Here is a 17,219-nt window from a genome sequence, read left to right as displayed (position 1 = left end):
CTGGAATGCGGGGTGGGTGGTAGGACCCAAGCATGCACAAGGTGCATTGCTTGGTTAACGGAGGTGATCGTATGGCGTCTGAGTAAGTGACGGCAAGCGAGTTATTCGCATCCAGATATTTGATTTAAGAATATCTGGCTAAGATGCTGCGATGCGACGACACCTGCCATCCACCCAGGCGCTGGCCTGCTTCGAAGCCGCTGCGCGTCACGAGAGCTATACCCGGGCCGCGCAGGAGTTGGCGCTGACGCAAAGCGCGGTGTCGCGCCAAATCCTGGCGCTGGAGGAGCAACTGGGCGTGCAACTCTTTCGCCGCACGCGCCACGGGGTGGTGCTCACCCCCGCGGGGCGGCATTACGGGCAGCAGGTGGCGCGCTGGCTGCAGGGGCTGGAGCGCGACACGCTCGACGTCATGGCCCACCAGGGGCATGGCGGCGCCATTTCGCTTGCGGCAGTGGCCACCTTTGCCACGCGCTGGCTGATCCCGCGCCTGCCTCTGCTGGCCGCGCGCCACCCCGAGATCGTGGTGCACATCGAGACGCAGACCCGGCCCTTCCTGTTCACCGATACGGCCTTCGACGCGGCGCTGTACGCGGGCACGCCCGAGCAGGTCGCCAACTGGCCCGGCGTGCAGGCGCAGCTGCTGATGCAGGAGGACGTGGTGCCCGTATGCAGCCCGCGCCTGCTGGAGACGGCGGCGCAGCAACTGGGCATGCCGCGCGGCACGGGCCGTGCACACCAGGGCCTGCCGCCACCGGCGCTGGCGCGGCTGCCGCTACTGCAGCAAAGCACCCGGCCCTATGGCTGGCGACAGTGGTTCGATGCCATGGGCGTGTTGGATGCGCCGCGCGCGCTGGAAGGGCCGCGCTATGAACTGTTCTCCATGACGGCCGCCGCGGCGGCCCACGGCCTGGGGATTGCGCTGATGCCGCCCATGCTGATCGAGGCCGAGATCGCCCGGGGCGAGCTGGTGGTGGCCTGCCCGCGTCCGTTGCGTGGCGAGCGGGGTTACTACCTCGTGAGCCCCGCGCAGCCCCAGCCGCCGGTGCTGGCCGCGTTCGCTGGCTGGCTGCAGGACATGGCGGTGGCCGGGCCGCTGGCGTAGCCGCTCTTCAGCATCTGTCGATCAGCGTCCACCCATCAACGCGACGCATACCGGCACCAGCACGGCAGTGGCCACACCGTTCAGGCCCATCGCCAGCGCGGCGAAGGCACCGGCCGTGGGATGCACCTGCAGTTCGCGCGCCGTGCCGATGGCATGGGCCGTGAGGCCGATGGCAAAGCCGCGCACGGCCGGGTCGTGCACGCGCAGCAGGCGCAGCAGCGGCCCCGCCAGCACCGCCCCCGCAATGCCCGTGATGGCCACGGCCACCGCTGCCAGCGATGGCGCGCCGCCGATGCGCTCCGCCACGGGCAGCGCGATCGGCATGGTGGCGGATTTGGGTGCGAGCGCCATCAGCGTCTCATACGATGCGCCCAGCGCCCAGGCCAGCAGCAGGGCGGAGACGATCGCCACCGTGCAGCCCACGAGCAGCGCCACGCTGATCGGGCGCCAGAGCTGGCGAATGCGCTCGCGCTGCGCGAACAGCGGCACGGCCAACGCCACCGTGGCGGGGCCGATGAGAAAGCTCAGCAGTTGCGTGCCCTCGCGGTAGGTGGCGTAGGGCGTGCCCGTGAGCAGCAGCACCGCCACGACGAGCGCCGTCGCCGTCAGTGGTGGGATCAGCAGCGGGTGTGCGCCGCTGCGCCGATACAGCGCCAGCGTCAGCGTGTAGGCCGCCAGCGTCAGCGCCAGCCAGGGCAGGGGCGACGCCATGAGCCATGCGGCCAGCCCGGGGAGAGACGCGCTCACTGGTCCTGCTCCTGCTCGCGCGGGCGTGCGGCGGCGCTGTCGCGCAGCAGCCAGCGCAGCGTCCAGGCCGTCACCACCAGCGTGATGGCCGCCCCCACGATGCCGGCCACGAGGAACGGCAGCCATTCGCGCGCGATGCGGTCAAAGTGCAACATGACCCCGGCGATCGCCGGGATGAACAGCAGCATCATGTTCTGCAGCAAGCTGCCCGCGGTGCTCTCCAGCGCCTGCGGGACGCGCCCGTATGCCAGCAGCGCCGCCAGTAGCAGCAACATGCCTGCGAGAGCGCCAGGCAGGGGCAGACCCAGGAGTTGGACCAGAAGTTCTCCCAGCAACTGGAGGATGAAGAGGGCGGTCAGGGCGTAGAGCATTGAAGGCGGGCAGGGCGGCGCGCAGGCGCAAAAACCATGATCATCCCTGATACCCACCGCCCCGCGCTGGCGCTCGGGTGATGCCGCCTCTTTGCGGGAGGTCGGGGGCTCCGCCGGTTGCGCGCAACGGCCATCCGCAATACCCTGGTGTGCAGCGGTCGCCCGGCGAAGCACTCTCCGGTGCAACGTAACGGTCGCCGCACCACTGCACCAGGAGGACTTGCCATGGCTACCGCCCAGCCCCTGTACCACGCGCCCACGTTTGAACCTACCGTGGATGAGATCGCCACGCTGAAGCAGCTCGAAATGGGCCAGGCCCTCAGCGTGCCCGACGCGCTCAAGCACCACCTGTCCGGGCGCTTGCTGGAATGGGCCTACATCGGCAAGACGGCCACGGGCGAGTTCCACATCACCGACCTGGGCCGCCAGCTCATCAAGCGCCAAAACAACTGAGCCGGGTCACCGCTGCGGGTTGGATTCGCCTCCGTCCTACACGGCGTCCAGTGCGGGCGAAGGTACCTTACGGCCACCGCGGCAAACACCCGACGGGTGCGCATCGCAGCTTCGCTGCCATGCCCAGGCGGCGCGGGCCGCGCTTCTCGGCTCCCATTGCGGGAGCCCTTGCGTCCGGTCTGGGCCGAACGCTGTGGCCGCATGCATGGCAAGGGTGGCGTCCTCTTATCGCCGCCCGGCGGCATGTGGCTACCACCCGTAAGCTTTGCCCTTTGGCAGCGTCCCGTGCTGGCCAGTCCTCACGGGGCCCCGCGTACTCGATTGCCGAGGCGCGGGCGGCAGGCACATCGTCCTGCCGCTGCCGCTGGCGCGGTATGCCACAGACCCGGAGATGGCTGACATGATTCACCGCACCGCTCTCGCTCACCGCCAACCGGCCGATCCCCCCGTGGAGCCGGATGTGCCCGCACCGCCCCCGGAGCCCGCTGACACGCCTCCGCGCCTGGGCTGAATGGCGGTACGTACGGGCAGTACGCGCACTTGCGCGGGTGGCTGTCTTACAAGGCAGGCCCCCCCAGGCGCTTATGGTGGACCGCAACTACCGGAGCGTGACATGCCACCTACCAAACCCGCCTCAGGCGAAGTACCCCATTCTTCAGGCCGCAACCGTGTGGCCACCTCCAGGACTGTGACACTGCTGCTCATCGCCGTGGCGGTGATGCTGCTGTTCCTGTGGGCGCCGTGGTAGCGCCGGGAAAGACCGATGGTTTTTTTGCGCTGTTGAACGCGGCATTCGTCTGACAGTGGCCGTGCCCCAGCGTTCCTAACGTGGTGCTTCATGTAACACAGGAGCTTCACCATGAACCGCACCCCTAACCGTCCGGGCGCTGCACCATCCCCGGGCACCACCCCACCGAGCCAGCGCGACGACAAGCGCGCCATTCGCATCGCCCTTGTCACCGCCCTGATCGCGCTGGTAGCCGTTGTCGTATTCAACTTGCGCGCTCCAAAGGATCGCCTGAGCGCGCCCGGCGAAGGGGCTCCCGCAGCCATCCAAGGTGCCCCCGGAATGGCCGGGCCGTCGGTGGATGCTCCCCAGCCCTCAGCGCCCCAGCGCGGCGACACGCCTACCACCCCGGGTCGCGAAGGCATGGGCGCACCTGCCGGGGGCGCGCCCGCGGCGCAGTAGACGATGCGGGCACGCGCATTGCCGCACGACTGACCGGCTACGAATGTGGGTCAAAGAAGGCCGCACGCCACTGAGCGCGTATTCGATCCCACGTAGGCTTCTTTTTCCCGCTGCTCGCTGGTACATGCAGTCAATGGGGCGGCTGCGCAGGATCCTGGCGCTTGTGCGTGACCCAGATCAGAGCGTGCGTATCCACCCCCAGCGCCTGGGCGCGAGCCACGATGGCATCGCGCTGCGCAGCGTCCAGTTGTTTGTCGCGCGCCAGAATCCAGCAGTAGCTGGTATCAGGCCCCAACACCAGCGCCCAGCGGTAGTCAGGGTCAAGCGCCGCGACGTGGTAGCCGCCGTAGAACGGGCCGAAGAAGGACACCTTGAGCGATCCGGTGGTGGGGGCACCCGTGAACAGCGCCCTGCCAATGGCTTCGCGCCATTGGCCCGATGCGGCGGCAAACCCGCGGTTGACCACGCGCACGCTGCCATCCGCCTGGGGGGTGTAGGTGGCGGACACATCCGTCATGCCGCGCTCGAATGAGTGGTCGAGCCGGGCCAGCTCATACCAGCGCCCCTGATAGCGCTGTAGATCGAATGGCGTGACCGCTTCTACGCCCGGCGGGGGGCTGGTGTTTGCACAGCCGGCCATTGCGGCGACGCCCGCCATCCACAGGGCCCACAGGCCTGCGCGGCAGGACGGGATGAGTGCACGCCGCACAGAAAATAGAAAAGCCGAGAGCAGGTACATGTGATGTCCTTGACCAAGTGGTGGATCAGTGTGTGTGGCGCCATTGCGCCACCAAGGGTTGAAGCCCCGTCAGGTGCTGGACGGGAGTGATCCCTTCCAGGGGCTTTTGGTACAGAGCCGTGCACGAGCCGCCGACCCACAACGCGGTGGTGGGAGACAACTGGGCCCGCAACTCACGCAGGCTGGCGTGAACGACTGTCCCGTTATGCACATTGCTGAAGCTCAAAGCCACCACATCCGCCCGATGGGCCACGGCGGCTTGGGCCACGTCGCCCATGGGTGTCTGCGTACCCAGCGAAACACAGGTACAGCCCTCCAGTGCCAGCAGTGCTTCAACCATGAGCAACCCCAAGCTATGCAATTCCTGGGGTAGCGTGGTGAGCAGGACCTTGGGACCTTGCGGTATGGGCAGCGGCGCCAGGGAAGCAATGGCGTTGCGCAGAACCCCGGTGATGACCTCGGTGAAGAGGTGTTCCTCGAAGACCTCGAAGCGCCCTTGCACCCAGGCCTCGCCCACGGCCGTGGTCAGGGGAGCCACCAGGTCGGTGACAAACGGAGCGAGCCCCATGCGCAGCTGCGCGTGACTCAGGGCATGCCGCAGGGCTTGCGGATCGTGCGCTCCGATGGCGTCAAGAAGCGGAGCCAGGGTCGCAGGTGAGGGGAACGCCTGAAGATTTGTCTTGGACAAAGATGAACTGGGGGATGAAGGTCTCTGGTTCAGCAAGGACAGCAGTTCTGCACTGTCCAACCCCACTACCTTGCCGGGCCTGGCCCCTGTGTCGAGCAGGCGGCGAATCAGTTTCAGCCGTTGCACCTGCTCGCTCGGATACAGGCGGTCCCCCGCCCCGTCGCGCAAGGGTTGCGGGAAGCCATAGCGTTTTTCCCATACGCGCAAGGTGTCCTTGGCTACGCCGGTTTCGCGCTCCACGGCGGCGATGGGCAAACCTACGCTATCGGGATGGTCTGGCGTGCTCATGCGCCAACCTTTATGCGGCGTACAGGCCTCAGGAGGGTATCGAAAGTCATGGACAAACTGTGGGAATTGGTGAAATTGTCTAGGACAAAATCTGTTTTGTCTAATACATTACGACCATTGTCTGCGCACAGCGCTGCCTCTGGTATTTCGCCGAGGGTTGGAGTGATCATGAAAATCGCCATCATTGGTTCGGGAATTTCAGGTTTGGCCGCAGCCCACCGCTTGCGGGCGCAGGCGCGTGTCACGGTGTTCGAGGCGGGGCATTACTTCGGCGGCCACACCCACACGGTGGACGTGTGCCTGCCGGACGCGGCCGGAGAATTGGTAACGCATGGCGTCGACACCGGCTTTCTGGTCTTCAACGAACGGACCTATCCCGGGCTGATTGCCTTGTTTGACGAGCTGCAGATACCCACCGCGCGCTCGGACATGTCGTTCTCGGTGCAGGTGCCTGGCGCCGGCGCACTCGGCACCGGGACGCTGGAGTGGAGCGGTGCCAACCTGGCAACCGTGTTTGCCCAGCGCCGCAACCTGCTGCGTCCGCGTTTCTGGGGCATGCTGCACGAGCTGCTGCGTTTCAACCAGCTGTGCACCACCCTGGCGGAGTCGGGCGAAGAGGCCGCGCTGGCCCAGCCCCTGAGCGAGTTTCTGGCGCGGCATGGCTTTGGCACAGCGTTCCGCGACTGGTATTTCCTGCCCATGCTGGGCTGCATCTGGAGTTGCCCCACCGACCAGATGCTGCGCTTTCCCGTGGCCACCATGATCCGTTTCTGCCACAACCACGGGCTGATTCAGGTGAGCCACCGCCCGCAGTGGTTCACGGTGGCGGGTGGCGCACGCCAGTACGTGCACCAACTGCTGCGGGGGCTTGATGCGCGACTGGCCACGCCCGTGGAGCGCATCGTGCGCGATGCCGCTGGCGTGCAGGTGCATGCAGGGGGGCAAAGCGAGCGCTTCGACGCCGTGGTGCTGGCGGTGCACAGCGACCAGGCCCTGCGCCTGCTGGCGCAGCCGACAGAGCAGGAAACCCAGGTGCTGGGTGCCATCCGCTACCAGCCCAATCGCGCGGTGCTGCATACCGACGCGCATGTGATGCCGCAGCGGCGCAGCGCCTGGGCTGCCTGGAATTACGAGCGCGCGGCCAGCAAGGAACGTGAATCGGCGCGCGTGTGCCTGCATTACTGGCTGAATCGCTTGCAGCCTTTGCCTTTTGCAGACCCCGTGCTGGTCTCTCTCAATCCGACGCGTTCGATTGCGGCGGAGAAGGTGTTGGCCGAATTCGACTACGAGCACCCCGTGTTCGATCTGGCCGCCATTGCCGCCCAGGACCAGGTGCCGCAATTGCAGGGCGTGCAGCGCACGTGGTACTGCGGTGCTTGGACGGGGTATGGCTTTCATGAAGACGGCCTGCAGTCGGGCTACCGCGCCGCCGATCTGCTGCTGGAGCAGTTGCGTCAGCGGGAGGCCGCATGAACCTTCCAGTCACCGCGGTCGCCGGCAACCGGCCGCACATCGGCTTCGGTCATGTGTGGCACACCCGGCTGCGCCCGCGCCGTCACCGTTTCATCGTTCCGACCTTCTTCTTGCTGCTGCCCATGCGCACGCTGCGCGCGCAGCCGCAGGCCGCGGGCGTGCTGGCGCTGAACCGGCGGGGTGCTCTGGCGTTTCGCGATGCCGACCACGGCGATGGCCGCAGCCCGCAAGCCGGGGGGGCATTGGCCTGGCTGGAAGAGCTGCTACGCGGCGAAGGCATTACCGATGCGCAGGGTGAGATCTGGCTGCACTGCTATCCGCGCATCCTGGGCTACAGCTTCAAGCCGGTGAGTTTCTGGTACTGCCACCGCCGCGACGGCAGCCTGCGCGCCATCGTGGCCGAAGTGAACAACACCTTCGGCGAGCGCCATGCCTACCTGCTCGACACACCAAGGTACGGCGAGGAATTACGCGCGCGCAAGGTTTTCCATGTGTCGCCGTTTTGCCCGGTGGAAGGCGGCTACCGCTTTGAATTCAAGCGCAGTGGCACACAGGGGCTTGAGTCCACGCGCGTGCGCATCGACTTTGACGATGCCCAGGGCCCGCTGGTGCTCACCGGCGTGGCAGGGCGCCTGCAACCCTTGGACGCCAGCAGCCGCCGCCGGGCGCTGTGGCACTACCCGTTTCTGACGTGGGGCGTCATTGCGCGCATCCACTGGCATGCACTGCTGCTGTGGATCAAGCGTGCGCCCTTGCATTCCAAACCCACGCCGCCTGCACGGCCCGTGACCCGATCTTCCTCGCCGAGCACCTGACCATGAACACCACCACTGTCTCGCCGTCCGCGCTCCCCTTGCCTGACATGCCTACCGCGGCACGCCATGGACTGCGCCTGTTGCAGCGCCTGCAGCGTGGCACGCTCCATCTGGAGCTGCCCGACGGCAACGTCGTGCAATTGGGTAGCGGCCAACACCCGCATGCCAGCATGCGCCTGCACAACTGGAAGGTGTTTGGAGCCGTCCTGCGCTCGGGTGATATTGGCCTGGCGGAGAGCTACATCACCCAGGATTGGAGTACGTCCCACCTGGCCGACTTGTTGCGGCTGCTGATGGACAACCGCGATGCGCTGGAGTCTCTGGTCTATGGCGGCTGGTGGGGGCGGCTTGCGTACCGTCTGCGTCACCTGCTCAATCGCAACACCCGTGCCGGGAGCCGGCGCAACATCCACGCGCACTACGACCTGGGCAACGCCTTCTACACGCTGTGGCTGGACCCGAGCATGAACTACTCCAGTGCATGGTTCGAGGGCAACCTGGGGGGAGACCTGACCCAGGCGCAGCACGCCAAAGTACGCCGCGCCCTGCACAGCGCGGGCGTGCAGCCCGGGCACCGGGTGCTGGAAATCGGTTGTGGCTGGGGTGCCCTGGCAGAGATGGCCGCTGGCGAGTTCCGGGCGCAGGTGACAGGGGTGACGCTGTCCACCGAGCAACTGGCCTGGGGCCAGGCACGCATGCAGGCCGCGGGCCTGGCCGCCCAGGTGGATTTACGGCTGCAGGACTACCGTGATATCCAGGAAGGCCCGTTCGATGCCATCTGTTCCATCGAAATGGTCGAGGCTGTGGGGCAGGCTTATTGGCCTAGTTACTTTGGTGCCATGGCGCGCCTGCTCAAGTCGGGCGGGCGCGCCTGCGTGCAGAGCATCGTGATCGACGACGCGCTGTTCGACCGCTATGTGCGGGGTACCGATTTCATCCAGCAGTACATCTTCCCAGGGGGGTGTCTTCCCAGTCCATCGCGTTTTCGCGCCGCCGCACAGGGCGCGGGGCTGCGGGTGGTGGAGGAGTTTGCCTTCGGCCGCGACTACGCGGAAACCCTGCGCCGCTGGCACCAACGCTTCGTCCAGCAGCGAGCCCAGGTACAGGCCCAGGGATTTGATGCGTCTTTCCAGCGCACCTGGGAGTTCTATCTGGCGTACTGCGAGGCCGCATTCGACGCACGCAGCATCGACGTCGTGCAGTACACGCTGGTGAAGGACTGAAGCGCCCCTCACGGGCAACGATCCCCGCTTTTCATGGCCCCGTACGGCCCCCTTTTTTCAACAAGAAAATCATCATGTTCTTATCTCGAATGACGGTCGCCGCCCGCTTGTACGCGGGGTTCGGATTGATCCTGGTCCTTTTGGTGGTGCTGACGGGTATCGCCCTGGTGAAGGTGAACCGCATTGACCAGGCGCTGCGAGCCAACAACGACATCCACGTGCAGGTGCAGCGCTACGCCATCAACTTCCGTGGTTCGGCCCATGACCGCTCCATCGCCGTGCGCGACGTGGTGCTGAGTCCGTCCCCCGCCGAGCGCGACCGGGAGATCGCCACCATCGCTGCGCTGGCGGACTTTTACGCCCAGTCGGCTGCGCCGCTGGAAAAGCTCATCACCCGCAAAGGCGCAGCCCCTGAACTGGGGCAGTTGTATGCCGATATTCGCAGCGCCGAATCCAAGGCCGTGGCCACCACACAGGCCATCATTGCCCAGGTGCAGGCGGGCGACACCGCTGCGGCACAGACCCTGTGGACGCAGGCCAAGCCGCAATACGTGCAGTGGCTGGCAACGATCAACAAGCTCATCGACTTCAAGGAAGCGCGCATCCAGTCGACCAACCAGGGCGCCATGGACGAGGCGGGTGGCTTCCTCGGCGTCATGTTCTCGGCGCTGCTGCTGGCGTTGGTGCTCAGCGTGGCGGTGGCCTGGAGCGTGGCGCGCAGCATCGTGCGCCAGCTCGGGGCCGAACCCGCAGCGCTGGCCGATGTGGCCAGCCTCGTGGCGCAGGGCAACCTGCAGCCGGTGACCGGCGCCGCCCAGGCGCAGCCGGGGAGTGTGCTGGCATCGCTGGGGGCGATGCAGGCCAGCCTGGCGCGCGTGGTAGGTCAGGTGCGCCAAGCGTCAAACGCGGTCACCGTCGGTTCCCAAGAGATTGCCGGCGGCAATGCCGGGCTGCTGCAGCGCACCGAAGAGCAGGCCGCGAACCTGCAGCAGGCCGCCGCGTCAATGGAGCAGATGACCGCCTCGGTGAGGAACAACGCCGACTCGGCCCGCCAGGCCACGCAGGTCGCAGCCTCGGCCAGTCAGGCGGCTCACAAGGGGGGGGCGGTGGTGGCCCAAGTGGTCAGCACCATGGAGGAGATCACGGCCAGCAGCCACAAGATGGCCGACATCATCGGCGTGATCGACTCGATTGCGTTCCAGACCAACATTCTCGCGCTCAACGCCGCCGTAGAGGCTGCGCGCGCCGGTGAGCAGGGCCGCGGCTTTGCCGTGGTGGCCGGTGAAGTGCGGGCGCTGGCGCAGCGCAGTGCCGACGCTGCCAAGGAGATCAAAGGACTGATCGACGGCAGTGTGGCCAAGGTGGAGCAGGGCGCGCGCCTGGTGGGCGACGCAGGAGCCACCATGACCGACATCGTGGAACAGGCCCAGCGCGTGGCGGGCCTGATTGCAGAAATCAGCACCGCCACCGCCGAGCAGACCGACGGCATTGCCCAGGTGGGCAACGCCGTGACCCATCTCGACCAGGCCACCCAGCAAAACGCGGCCATGGTGGAGCAAAGCGCCGCGGCTGCACAAACCCTGAAACAGCAGGCCGCGCAGCTGGCCGAGGCCGTCAGTGTGTTCCGCTTGGCGCAGGAGGCAGGCGGCGGTGCATTGATGCCGGTGGTGCGCCGCGCTTCCCCCGTGGTGACTGCTGCACCCTCTGCCTTGCGGCTCGGGGGCGAGGCTTCGCCTTCTGTTGCATATTAAAACGATAGCGGCTAGCGCTTGACCCATATGCCCTGGAGCCGAATTTCATCCTTGAAGCGCTGTGCTCTCGCAGGTGGTGCGGCCCTGGTCTTGGCGGCGGCTTCGGCCAATCCCACGGCCGGGCAGGACGGTGGCGCTGCCCCGGCCTGGGTGCGGCAATCCCTCATGGGGGCCACCCTGGCGGGGGAAGGGCAGATGCGGTTTTTGGGCTTGCGCATCTATGACGCGCGGTTGTGGGTCACGCCTGGTTTTGACGCCAGCCGCTTTGGTGCGCACCCGCTGGCGCTGGAGTTGACCTACCACCGGGGCTTCACCGGCGCGGCCATTGCACAGCGCTCGGTGGAGGAAATGCAGCGCCAGGCCAGCGTTCCTTCTGACCAGGCCGAGCGCTGGCAGCAGCGCCTGGCGGCCGTAATTCCCGACGTGCAGCCGGGCGAGCGGCTCACCGGCCTGTACCAGCCGGGCCAAGGCATGCGTCTGTGGCGTGGCAGCCAGGAACTGGCCGCGATTGACGATGCGGAGCTGGCGCGCCTGTTCTTTGGCATCTGGTTGTCACCGCAGACCTCAGAGCCGGGCCTGCGCAGTGCCTTGCTGGCCCGAACCGCCGGCGGAGCGGCCCCATGACTCCCCTGGCTGCCCCCGGGCGTGCGGTTCCGCTGCCTCGTTGGTGGTCCGGACCGGCCTATGGCTTGCTCGGTCTGCCGCTGGCCTTTGTGGCATTGCCGCTGTATGTGGTGTTGCCGCATTACTACGCCACGGAGTTGGCTTTGCCGTTGGCCAGTGTGGGCGCTTTGCTGATGCTGGTGCGCGTGCTGGATGCGGCAGCCGAGCCCCTGCTGGGGCGCTTGAGCGACCGCCTGTACCAGGGCCCGCTGCGTGCGGTCCTGTGGGTGGCTGGGGGCTCGGCCTTGGTGCAGGTGCTGGGGCTGTCGGGGCTGTTCTTTCCCGCAGTGCAAGGACCGCAGCCGTTGGCGGCGTGGATGGTGGCAGGGTTGTTGGTGACCTGCCTGGCGCACAGCCAGTTGGTGATTGCGCACCAGGCCTGGGGCGTGCGTCTGGGCGGCGATGCGCTGCAGCGCAGCCGTGTCGTGGCCTGGCGCGAAGGTCCGGGGCTGATCGGCGTGGTCACGGCCAGTGCGCTGTCGGTGGCCTGGGGAGCCGGGCCCATGCTGCTGGTGTTCGCGCTGAGCTTGCTGGCCGGGTGGCTGGCCCTGTGGCACGCCCCACGCCCTGCAGCGCCTGCGCAGCAGGACTTGCCTGCTGCCTTCGCCTGGGCCACGGTCTGGCAACCCTTGCGCCAGCCAGCCTTTCGTCGCCTGCTGGCGGTTTTTTTGTGCAACGGCATTGCCAGCGCAGTTCCGGCGGCGTTGATGCTGTTTTTTGCCCAGGACCTGCTGCAGGCCACACAGGAGCAGATTGCCTTGTTTCTGGTGCTGTACTTTGTCAGCGGGGCGCTGTCCATGGCTGGGTGGCTGCGCGCGGTGCGCCGCTGGGGGCTGGAGCGCGCCTGGCTGGGCGGCATGTTGCTGGCGGTGGCCTGTTTTGGCTGGACGACGCTTCTGGGCAGCGGGCAGATTGCGGCCTTTGCGTGGATCTGTGCGTTGTCCGGTATCGCCTTGGGGGCGGATCTGGCCTTGCCCGGGGCTTTGCTGGCGCGCTTGGTGGAACGCCAGGGGGCTCAGGGGCGCAGCGAAGGGGCGTACCTGGGATGGTGGAACCTGGCCACCAAACTGAATCTGGCCCTGGCCGCGGGGGCGGCGCTGCCGTTGCTGCAGTGGCTCGGTTACAGCCCCGGCATCCAGGATGCCCACGCGCTGCAGCGCCTCTCTTGGGCTTACGCGCTGCTGCCTTGCGCCCTCAAGCTTCTGGCGGCAGGTTTGCTGTACCACCTGCTGATTCGTCCATCCCCGCCGTTGCATGAACAAGGAGTTTCCCCATGAACACCCGCCGCCACGCCTTGCTGGCCTTTCTCGCGGGCACTGCCGTGTTGACCGGCTGTGCCAGCCCCCAGGTGACCGACTATGCCCAGGAGCGTCCACAGCTGGAGCTGGACCGCTACTTCAACGGCCGCATCCTGGCCCACGGTATTTTTCAGCAGCGAGGCGGCGAGGTGGTGCGCCGCTTCACCGTGGTGATGGATTGCCACTGGGAGGGCCATCAAGGCGTGCTGGACGAGGCTTTCACCTATTCGGACGGCAGCACCCAGCGCCGTATCTGGCGCCTGACCAAGCATGCCGATGGGCGCTACACCGGGACCGCTGACGATGTCGTGGGTGAGGCCCAGGGCCAGACCGCGGGCAATGCCTTCCGCTGGAACTACACGCTGCGCCTGCCGGTGGACGGCAAGGAATATGAAGTGCAGTTCGACGACTGGATGTTCCTGGTCGATGACCGGGTGATGCTCAATCGGGCCACGATGCGCAAGTTCGGCGTCACCCTGGGCGAGGTACTGCTGTCGTTCACCAAGACATAAGGAGCCGCACTGTGCCTTTGAACCCCGCGATCACCGACTGGCGCGGCAAGCGCGTGTGGCTGGTGGGCGCCTCCAGCGGTATTGGCCGGGCCGTCGCAGCGCAATTGCACGCCCAGGGCGCGCAGGTGATCGTGTCGGCACGCCAGCAGGCGCTGCTGGCGGCGTTTGCGCACGAACACCCTGGCAGCCAAGCAGTGGTGCTGGATGTGACCGACGCCCAGGCGGTCCTGGACGTTGCCGTGCGCCTGCAGACCGAGTCACCACTGGACCTGGTGTGCTACTGCGCCGGCCACTACACCCCCATGCGAGCCGACGCGCTGGCGCTGCCCGAGCTGCTGCGCCACCAGCAGGTCAACCTGACGGGCGCGCTGCATGTGCTCGCCGCCGTGGTGCCAGGCCTGTTGGCTTCGGCCCAGGCCGGGCGTGCGCCCCACCTGAGCCTGGTCGCCAGCGTAGCCGGCTGGCGCGGCCTGCCGCAGAGCCTGGCCTACGGACCGACCAAGGCGGCCCTCATCAACCTGGCCGAGACGCTGTTCCTTGATCTGCGCCCGCAGGGCGTGGGCGTGAGTGTGGTGAACCCCGGCTTTGTCGATACGCCCCTGACGCGCCAGAACGACTTCACCATGCCCGCGCTGCTCACGCCGGAGCAGGCGGCCCAGGCCATATTGCGCGGCTGGGGGAGGGGCGCGTTTGAACTGCATTTTCCACGCCGCTTCACGCTGTGGCTCAAGCTGCTGCGCGTGCTGCCGTACCGCTGGTACTTTCCGCTGGTCCACCGTATGACCGGGCTGTGACGTATGCACCCACCTATAGACACCCACGCTTGCGTCGCCCGGCTGGTCCAGCTGTACGAGCAGCTAACCCCAGCGCAGTTGCCCCTACTGGGGGACTACTACGCGCTTGACGCACGGTTCAAGGACCCCTTCAATGATGTGCACGGAGTGCCCGCCATCCGTGCCATCTTTGCCCACATGTTCGAGAACCTGGAGCAGCCGCGCTTTATCGTCACCCAGCGGCTGGTGCAGGACGACCGGGCCTTTTTGCAGTGGGAGTTTCACTTCCGCATGAAGCGCTGGCGGGCACAGGTGCCTCAGTGCATCCACGGCGCGACCCTGGTGCATTTTGATGCCCAAGGCCGCGTGACGCTGCACCGCGATTACTGGGACCCGGCTGAAGAGCTGTATGAGAAACTGCCTGTTTTGGGGGCTCTGATGCGCTGGCTGCGCAAGGCTGGCGCGGCGCCCCTGCCGCATCCTCATCGCTGTTCACCCCCTAGCGACCGTTAGGGTGGAGAAGGGGAGAGGTTCATGCCGATGAACGTCCATGAAGCCACGATGCTCCCCACCACAAAGACGAACACCCCGACGACTTTCGTCATCGGGGTGTTCGAGGCCAAGAAGGAGATGGGGCGACCATCTCGTCAATGGCATAAGACGCGGCGGAGGGCTCTGCGGGAGGTGGTCAGCGTCCAAAACACGGACTCACCCGGATGGTCCGGAGCACTCTAAGGCAATTGCCGCGGCAAGGCCCTATCAGTAGCGGCCACCGCGGTAGCCACCACGGTCTGTGCCGCCGCCAAAACTTGGGCGAGCTTCCATGGGGCGTGCGACGTTGACCGTCAGTGCACGTCCATCGACAGAACGGCCGTTCAGACCGTTAATGGCATCCTGTGCCTCGGAATCGCTGCCCATTTCTACAAAGCCGAAGCCCTTGGATCGGCCTGTATCGCGCTCCATCATCACCTTGGCGGAGGTGACGGAACCAAATTGGGAAAACTGCTGGTGCAGCGATTCATCACGCACGGAATAGGCCAAGTTGCCCACGTACAGTCGGTTGTTCATGTCAGTGTCTTTCTTTCGGGAAATGAAGGGACGGCTTGTAAGCGCATCCCAGAGGAAATGAGTGGGGGAACCAAAATCAATGGCGCCGGCGCGCTGGAGGGGTGGTGCGCGTGCGGTTCTCGATATGCCGAAATGTCACTCGCCCCTTGTTGAGGTCGTACGGAGACATCTCCAGGGTCACCAGGTCACCGGCCAGAATGCGGATGCGGAGGGTGTGCAGAATTTTGTGTAAACGGACAATCCACCGCCGGCGTAAGCCGGCCTGTCCGTAAGCACAATGAACACCAAGAAACACGACGTACCCGAAGAACTGCTGTCTGGCCTGCTGGCCAACTACAAGAAGCCCGAAGACCTCATCGGCGAGAACGGTCTGCTCAAGCAACTTACCAAGCTGCTGGTCGAGCGAGCCCTGGACGCTGAGCTGACTGAGCACCTGGGCCATGAACGCAACGAGGCGGTGGCCAACCCCGCTGGCAACACCCGCAACGGCAAGAGCAAGAAGACCCTCAAGGGCGAGTTCGGCGAATTGCCCATCGAAGTGCCACGCGACCGCCATGGCAGCTTCGAGCCTCAGCTCATCCCCAAGCACCAGACCCGCTGGGCCGGCTTCGACGACAAAATCATCTCGCTGTACGCCCGTGGCATGACGGTGCGCGAGATACAGGCCCACCTCGAAGAGATGTACGGCACCGAGGTCTCACCCAGCCTGATTTCCTCGGTGACAGATGCCGTGGCCGACGAGGTCAAGGCCTGGCAGGCCCGACCGCTGGAGCCGATTTATCCCATCGTCTATCTGGACTGCATCCATGTGAAGGTGCGCGAGGGCGCGGTGCGGGTCAAGGCGGTGTACCTGGCCATCGGCATCACCATGACGGGCGACAAGGAGGTGCTGGGCCTGTGGCTGGCCCAGACCGAGGGCGCCAAGTTCTGGCTGCAGGTGGTCACCGAGTTGCGCAACCGGGGCGTGCAGGACATCTTCATCGCCTGCGTCGATGGGCTCAAGGGCTTCCCTGACGCCATTGAGGCCGTCTTTCCCAAGGCGGTGGTGCAACTATGCATCGTTCACATGGTGCGCCACAGCCTGAACTACGTCTCATGGAAGCGCCGCAAAGAGGTGGCTGCCGACCTGCGCCGCATCTACACGGCCGCCACCGCCGAGGAGGCCGAGCTGATGCTCGGGGAATTCGAGGAGCGCTGGGATGCCGAGTACCTGCCCATTGGCCAGTCCTGGCGCAGGAACTGGAGCCGACTCATCCCGTTCTTTGACTACCCGCCGGAAATCCGCAAGGTCATCTACACCACCAACGCCATCGAGTCGGTGAACATGGGCCTGAGGAAGCTGACCAAGAACCGGGGCTCATTCCCCAGCGATGAGGCGCTGAGCAAGCTGTTCTACCTGGCCCTGCGCAACATCAGCCAGAAGTGGACCATGCCCATCCGGGATTGGAAGGCTGCGCTGACCCGCTTTACCATTCAGTTCGGAGACCGCATCTCCGTCAACTGAAGTCCGAACCGTTTACACAAAAATTCGGACACGCCCGTTGAAGGTCTGCGATGAGCTTGCTGCTTTGGAGAGTGACGGCCGACACTTTGCAAGAAGTGCGGCGCAAGGCGCATCAGCCAGGATGCTGTCAGGCAGGCGCTATCGAAGCAAGCAGTGGGTAGCGCGTTGGCGGATTATTACTCACCGAAATGAAAAAAGCAAACTTAATTCTTGTGGATGTGCCCGATACCGACCAGCAGGCGTCTTAGGGCCCCGGATTGCTGCACAGTCCCCCGCACCTTTGCGCACGACGCTATCGAGGGTTTCGGAGGAAAAAGAAAGGCCGCACGTTCTGGGAACTGTGCGGCCTTGTATGTGGTGCCCGGGGCCGGAATCGAACCGGCACGCCTTGCGGCGGGGGATTTTGAGTGCTGACTTTTCCGATACGCTGGCCTTTGCCAGGGCACGATACAGTGCTTTGCGCTCAGTTCCCCCGAATGGGCCTTAGCGCTGATCATACCTTGGCCTAGTACCGCATTCGACCTGATTGACTTTTGCCCGGCTCCTAGCTGGCTCCTGC

At 65.8% G+C, this 17,219-nt stretch carries 19 protein-coding genes and 1 pseudogene; 14 read left to right on the top strand and 6 right to left on the bottom strand.

The features are described 5' to 3' along the window. Positions 1-151: 151 nt before the first annotated feature. Complete coding sequence (locus K2L43_RS12965) at positions 152-1,105, top strand: LysR substrate-binding domain-containing protein (RefSeq protein WP_123676005.1); 954 nt, start codon at positions 152-154, stop codon at positions 1,103-1,105. 21 nt (positions 1,106-1,126) lie between these two features. On the opposite strand, the gene K2L43_RS12960 is transcribed toward K2L43_RS12965, so the two are convergent. Both K2L43_RS12960 and K2L43_RS12955 read right to left on the bottom strand, forming a co-directional pair. Continuing rightward, the gene (locus tag K2L43_RS12960) at positions 1,127-1,816 is read right to left on the bottom strand and encodes an LrgB family protein (RefSeq protein ID WP_370633114.1); all 690 of its coding nucleotides are present in this window, start codon (positions 1,814-1,816) and stop codon (positions 1,127-1,129) included. 32 nt (positions 1,817-1,848) lie between these two features. Next, a complete protein-coding gene (locus K2L43_RS12955) occupies positions 1,849-2,223 on the bottom strand; it encodes a CidA/LrgA family protein (RefSeq protein WP_220637709.1) in 375 nt (124 codons plus the stop codon). Positions 2,224-2,448: 225 nt separating this feature from the next. Here K2L43_RS12955 and K2L43_RS12950 point away from each other — a divergent pair, with 225 nt between their 5' ends. From K2L43_RS12950 to K2L43_RS12945, 3 genes are all read left to right on the top strand, one after another. Next, complete coding sequence (locus tag K2L43_RS12950; RefSeq protein WP_220637708.1) at positions 2,449-2,676, top strand: hypothetical protein; 228 nt, start codon at positions 2,449-2,451, stop codon at positions 2,674-2,676. Positions 2,677-3,289: 613 nt separating this feature from the next. After that, positions 3,290-3,424 (top strand): hypothetical protein, encoded by a 135-nt coding sequence (locus K2L43_RS19115; RefSeq protein ID WP_255580449.1) that lies wholly within the window; start codon positions 3,290-3,292, stop codon positions 3,422-3,424. A gap of 111 nt (positions 3,425-3,535) precedes the next feature. Continuing rightward, a complete protein-coding gene (locus K2L43_RS12945; RefSeq protein ID WP_220637707.1) occupies positions 3,536-3,865 on the top strand; it encodes a hypothetical protein in 330 nt (109 codons plus the stop codon). A gap of 130 nt (positions 3,866-3,995) precedes the next feature. Here K2L43_RS12945 and K2L43_RS12940 read toward each other — a convergent pair whose 3' ends face one another. Together K2L43_RS12940 and K2L43_RS12935 are read right to left on the bottom strand one after the other, a co-directional pair. Continuing rightward, positions 3,996-4,604 (bottom strand): lipocalin family protein, encoded by a 609-nt coding sequence (locus K2L43_RS12940; RefSeq protein WP_011806116.1) that lies wholly within the window; start codon positions 4,602-4,604, stop codon positions 3,996-3,998. Between the two features lie 25 nt (positions 4,605-4,629). Continuing rightward, the gene (locus tag K2L43_RS12935; RefSeq protein WP_220637706.1) at positions 4,630-5,580 is read right to left on the bottom strand and encodes a cobalamin-dependent protein; all 951 of its coding nucleotides are present in this window, start codon (positions 5,578-5,580) and stop codon (positions 4,630-4,632) included. Positions 5,581-5,748: 168 nt separating this feature from the next. Here K2L43_RS12935 and K2L43_RS12930 point away from each other — a divergent pair, with 168 nt between their 5' ends. The 9 genes from K2L43_RS12930 (at position 5,749) to K2L43_RS12890 (ending at position 14,601) form a co-directional block, all read left to right on the top strand. Then, complete coding sequence (locus K2L43_RS12930) at positions 5,749-7,053, top strand: NAD(P)/FAD-dependent oxidoreductase (protein ID WP_220637705.1); 1,305 nt, start codon at positions 5,749-5,751, stop codon at positions 7,051-7,053. After that, positions 7,050-7,868, top strand: coding sequence for a DUF1365 domain-containing protein (locus tag K2L43_RS12925; RefSeq protein WP_011806113.1), 819 nt, complete (start codon positions 7,050-7,052; stop codon positions 7,866-7,868). The genes K2L43_RS12930 and K2L43_RS12925 overlap by 4 nt, the downstream gene beginning before the upstream one ends. Positions 7,869-7,870: 2 nt before the next feature. Continuing rightward, complete coding sequence (locus K2L43_RS12920; protein ID WP_103738829.1) at positions 7,871-9,091, top strand: cyclopropane-fatty-acyl-phospholipid synthase family protein; 1,221 nt, start codon at positions 7,871-7,873, stop codon at positions 9,089-9,091. A gap of 74 nt (positions 9,092-9,165) precedes the next feature. After that, a complete protein-coding gene (locus K2L43_RS12915; protein WP_220637704.1) occupies positions 9,166-10,842 on the top strand; it encodes a methyl-accepting chemotaxis protein in 1,677 nt (558 codons plus the stop codon). 27 nt (positions 10,843-10,869) lie between these two features. Then, a complete protein-coding gene (locus K2L43_RS12910) occupies positions 10,870-11,466 on the top strand; it encodes a chalcone isomerase family protein (RefSeq protein WP_220637703.1) in 597 nt (198 codons plus the stop codon). Further along, on the top strand, positions 11,463-12,782 hold the full coding sequence (locus K2L43_RS12905; RefSeq protein WP_220637702.1) for an MFS transporter: 1,320 nt from the start codon (positions 11,463-11,465) through the stop codon (positions 12,780-12,782). Before K2L43_RS12910 ends, K2L43_RS12905 begins: the two co-directional genes overlap by 4 nt. Then, positions 12,779-13,315, top strand: a complete 537-nt coding sequence (locus K2L43_RS12900; RefSeq protein ID WP_011806108.1) for a DUF3833 domain-containing protein — start codon at positions 12,779-12,781, stop codon at positions 13,313-13,315. The genes K2L43_RS12905 and K2L43_RS12900 overlap by 4 nt, the downstream gene beginning before the upstream one ends. 11 nt (positions 13,316-13,326) lie before the next feature. Next, positions 13,327-14,109, top strand: a complete 783-nt coding sequence (locus tag K2L43_RS12895) for an SDR family NAD(P)-dependent oxidoreductase (RefSeq protein WP_220637701.1) — start codon at positions 13,327-13,329, stop codon at positions 14,107-14,109. Between the two features lie 3 nt (positions 14,110-14,112). Further along, the gene (locus K2L43_RS12890) at positions 14,113-14,601 is read left to right on the top strand and encodes a nuclear transport factor 2 family protein (RefSeq protein WP_220637700.1); all 489 of its coding nucleotides are present in this window, start codon (positions 14,113-14,115) and stop codon (positions 14,599-14,601) included. A 246-nt stretch (positions 14,602-14,847) separates the two neighbouring features. On the opposite strand, the gene K2L43_RS12885 is transcribed toward K2L43_RS12890, so the two are convergent. Next, positions 14,848-15,156 (bottom strand): RNA-binding protein, encoded by a 309-nt coding sequence (locus K2L43_RS12885; protein WP_196995282.1) that lies wholly within the window; start codon positions 15,154-15,156, stop codon positions 14,848-14,850. A gap of 76 nt (positions 15,157-15,232) precedes the next feature. Further along, positions 15,233-15,376: pseudogene (locus tag K2L43_RS19110) on the bottom strand (translation initiation factor IF-1); the annotation flags it as partial. A gap of 57 nt (positions 15,377-15,433) precedes the next feature. On the opposite strand from K2L43_RS19110, the gene K2L43_RS12875 reads away from it, so the two are divergent. After that, positions 15,434-16,660, top strand: a complete 1,227-nt coding sequence (locus K2L43_RS12875) for an IS256 family transposase (protein ID WP_103738104.1) — start codon at positions 15,434-15,436, stop codon at positions 16,658-16,660. Positions 16,661-17,219 lie beyond the last annotated feature (559 nt).

Origin of the sequence: Diaphorobacter sp. MNS-0, assembly GCF_019602835.1 — a bacterium.
Classification (GTDB): Bacteria; Pseudomonadota; Gammaproteobacteria; order Burkholderiales; family Burkholderiaceae_C; genus Diaphorobacter; species Diaphorobacter nitroreducens.
Note: the sequence above shows the minus strand (reverse complement) of the source record. Positions and strands in the feature narration are given on the sequence as shown.

What these genes read in the sequence shown, in the direction of transcription:
- K2L43_RS12940 (WP_011806116.1), bottom strand. Translation starts at nt 4,604, where the DNA reads ATGTACCTGCTCTCGGCTTTTCTATTTTCTGTGCGGCGTGCACTCATC.
- K2L43_RS12900 (WP_011806108.1), top strand. Translation starts at nt 12,779, where the DNA reads ATGAACACCCGCCGCCACGCCTTGCTGGCCTTTCTCGCGGGCACTGCC.
- K2L43_RS12935 (WP_220637706.1), bottom strand. Translation starts at nt 5,580, where the DNA reads ATGAGCACGCCAGACCATCCCGATAGCGTAGGTTTGCCCATCGCCGCC.
- K2L43_RS12945 (WP_220637707.1), top strand. Translation starts at nt 3,536, where the DNA reads ATGAACCGCACCCCTAACCGTCCGGGCGCTGCACCATCCCCGGGCACC.
- K2L43_RS12960 (WP_370633114.1), bottom strand. Translation starts at nt 1,816, where the DNA reads ATGGCGTCGCCCCTGCCCTGGCTGGCGCTGACGCTGGCGGCCTACACG.
- K2L43_RS12925 (WP_011806113.1), top strand. Translation starts at nt 7,050, where the DNA reads ATGAACCTTCCAGTCACCGCGGTCGCCGGCAACCGGCCGCACATCGGC.
- K2L43_RS12965 (WP_123676005.1), top strand. Translation starts at nt 152, where the DNA reads ATGCGACGACACCTGCCATCCACCCAGGCGCTGGCCTGCTTCGAAGCC.
- K2L43_RS12920 (WP_103738829.1), top strand. Translation starts at nt 7,871, where the DNA reads ATGAACACCACCACTGTCTCGCCGTCCGCGCTCCCCTTGCCTGACATG.
- K2L43_RS12875 (WP_103738104.1), top strand. Translation starts at nt 15,434, where the DNA reads ATGAACACCAAGAAACACGACGTACCCGAAGAACTGCTGTCTGGCCTG.
- K2L43_RS12905 (WP_220637702.1), top strand. Translation starts at nt 11,463, where the DNA reads ATGACTCCCCTGGCTGCCCCCGGGCGTGCGGTTCCGCTGCCTCGTTGG.
- K2L43_RS12955 (WP_220637709.1), bottom strand. Translation starts at nt 2,223, where the DNA reads ATGCTCTACGCCCTGACCGCCCTCTTCATCCTCCAGTTGCTGGGAGAA.
- K2L43_RS12890 (WP_220637700.1), top strand. Translation starts at nt 14,113, where the DNA reads ATGCACCCACCTATAGACACCCACGCTTGCGTCGCCCGGCTGGTCCAG.
- K2L43_RS12910 (WP_220637703.1), top strand. Translation starts at nt 10,870, where the DNA reads ATGCCCTGGAGCCGAATTTCATCCTTGAAGCGCTGTGCTCTCGCAGGT.
- K2L43_RS12930 (WP_220637705.1), top strand. Translation starts at nt 5,749, where the DNA reads ATGAAAATCGCCATCATTGGTTCGGGAATTTCAGGTTTGGCCGCAGCC.
- K2L43_RS19115 (WP_255580449.1), top strand. Translation starts at nt 3,290, where the DNA reads ATGCCACCTACCAAACCCGCCTCAGGCGAAGTACCCCATTCTTCAGGC.
- K2L43_RS12915 (WP_220637704.1), top strand. Translation starts at nt 9,166, where the DNA reads ATGTTCTTATCTCGAATGACGGTCGCCGCCCGCTTGTACGCGGGGTTC.
- K2L43_RS12885 (WP_196995282.1), bottom strand. Translation starts at nt 15,156, where the DNA reads ATGAACAACCGACTGTACGTGGGCAACTTGGCCTATTCCGTGCGTGAT.
- K2L43_RS12950 (WP_220637708.1), top strand. Translation starts at nt 2,449, where the DNA reads ATGGCTACCGCCCAGCCCCTGTACCACGCGCCCACGTTTGAACCTACC.